This window comes from Paenibacillus sp. OV219, assembly GCF_900110075.1.
In the GTDB taxonomy this organism is placed as follows: Bacteria; Bacillota; Bacilli; order Paenibacillales; family Paenibacillaceae; genus Paenibacillus_Z.
Window position 1 is genome coordinate 1 of record NZ_FOCJ01000031.1, and the last position, 2547, is coordinate 2547.

The window sequence follows — 2547 nt, forward strand, 5'->3', positions numbered from 1 at the left end:
TTAGGATAAGCCCTCGACCGATTAGTATTCGTCAGCTGCACACGTTGCCGCGCTTCCACCTCGAACCTATCAACCTGATCGTCTTTCAGGGGTCTTACATACTGGGAAATCTCATCTTGAGGGGGGCTTCACGCTTAGATGCTTTCAGCGCTTATCCCGTCCGCACTTGGCTACCCAGCTATGCTCCTGGCGGAACAACTGGTACACCAGCGGTGCGTCCATCCCGGTCCTCTCGTACTAAGGACAGCTCCTCGCAAATTTCCTACGCCCACGACAGATAGGGACCGAACTGTCTCACGACGTTCTGAACCCAGCTCGCGTACCGCTTTAATGGGCGAACAGCCCAACCCTTGGGACCTACTTCAGCCCCAGGATGCGATGAGCCGACATCGAGGTGCCAAACCTCCCCGTCGATGTGGACTCTTGGGGGAGATAAGCCTGTTATCCCCAGGGTAGCTTTTATCCGTTGAGCGATGGCCCTTCCATTCGGTACCACCGGATCACTAAGCCCGACTTTCGTCCCTGCTCGACTTGTAGGTCTCGCAGTCAAGCTCTCTTATGCCTTTACACGCTACGAATGATTTCCAACCATTCTGAGAGAACCTTTGGGCGCCTCCGTTACATTTTAGGAGGCGACCGCCCCAGTCAAACTGCCCACCTGACACGGTCCCTGTACCGGATTACGGTACCAGGTTAGAACTCCGATACGATCAGGGTGGTATCCCAACGTTGCCTCCACCGAAGCTGGCGCTCCGGCTTCAAAGGCTCCCACCTATCCTGTACAGATCGTACCAAAGTCCAATATCAAGCTGCAGTAAAGCTCCATGGGGTCTTTCCGTCTTGTCGCGGGTAACCTGCATCTTCACAGGTATTAAAATTTCACCGGATCTCTCGTTGAGACAGCGCCCAAGTCGTTACGCCATTCGTGCGGGTCAGAATTTACCTGACAAGGAATTTCGCTACCTTAGGACCGTTATAGTTACGGCCGCCGTTTACTGGGGCTTCGGTTCATAGCTTCGCCTTGCGGCTAACCACTCCCCTTAACCTTCCAGCACCGGGCAGGCGTCAGCCCGTATACTTCGCCTTACGGCTTCGCACAGACCTGTGTTTTTGCTAAACAGTCGCTTGGGCCTTTTCACTGCGGCCCCCTCGGGCTATTCACCCTACCGAGGCACCCCTTCTCCCGAAGTTACGGGGTCATTTTGCCGAGTTCCTTAACGAGAGTTCTTCCGAGCGCCTTAGCATACTCTGCTCGACTACCTGTGTCGGTTTGCGGTACAGGCACCATCACCTGGCTAGAGGCTTTTCTTGGCAGCGGGAACTCATGACCTTCGGTACTGTAATTTTCCCTCCCCATCACAACCTGGCCTTAAAGTGTGCGGATTTGCCTACACACAAGCCTCATTGCTTGGACGAGCTATTCCATCAGCTCGCGTCACTATCCTTCTGCGTCACCCCATTGCTCATAACGGCTTACGGTGGTACAGGAATATCAACCTGTTGTCCTTCGACTACGCCTTTCGGCCTCGCCTTAGGTCCTGACTAACCCTGAGCGGACGAGCCTTCCTCAGGAAACCTTAGTCTTACGGCGGACAAGATTCTCACTTGTCTTTTCGTTACTCATACCGGCATTCTCACTTGTGTACTGTCCACCAGTCCTTACGGTCTGACTTCTACCTATACACAACGCTCCCCTACCACTACAACCATACGGTTGCAATCCATAGCTTCGGTGGTGTGTTTAGCCCCGTTACATTTTCGGCGCAGAGTCACTCGACCAGTGAGCTATTACGCACTCTTTAAATGGTGGCTGCTTCTAAGCCAACATCCTGGTTGTCTTTGCAACTCCACATCCTTTCCCACTTAACACACACTTGGGGACCTTAGCTGATGGTCTGGGCTGTTTCCCTCTTGACAATGGATCTTAGCACTCACTGTCTGACTCCCGGATATAAGTACATGGCATTCGGAGTTTGACTGGACTTGGTAACCCTTGGCGGGCCCCGCACCCAATCAGTGCTCTACCTCCACGACTCTTTACTCCGAGGCTAGCCCTAAAGCTATTTCGGGGAGAACCAGCTATCTCCGAGTTCGATTGGAATTTCTCCGCTACCCCCACCTCATCCCCGAATTTTTCAACATTCGTGGGTTCGGGCCTCCAGTGCGTGTTACCGCACCTTCACCCTGGACAGGGGTAGATCACACGGTTTCGGGTCTACGTCCACATACTATATCGCCCTATTCAGACTCGCTTTCGCTGCGGCTCCGGCTCTTCACCTTAACCTTGCATGGGAACGTAACTCGCCGGTTCATTCTACAAAAGGCACGCCATCACCCATATAACGGGCTCTGACTTTTTGTAAGCGCACGGTTTCAGGTTCTTTTTCACTCCGCTTCCGCGGTGCTTTTCACCTTTCCCTCACGGTACTGCTTCACTATCGGTCGCTAGGGAGTATTTAGCCTTGGCAGATGGTCCTGCCGGATTCCCACGAGGTTTCACGTGTCTCGCGGTACTCAGGGTACGTCTCGGAGAGTGCTGACTTTTGG

The 2547-nt window shown here is 53.5% G+C and carries 1 rRNA gene; it reads right to left on the reverse strand.

The features are described 5' to 3' along the window. Window position 1 precedes the first annotated feature (1 nt). A 23S ribosomal RNA gene (locus tag BMY11_RS28315) occupies window positions 2-2547 on the reverse strand; the annotation flags it as partial.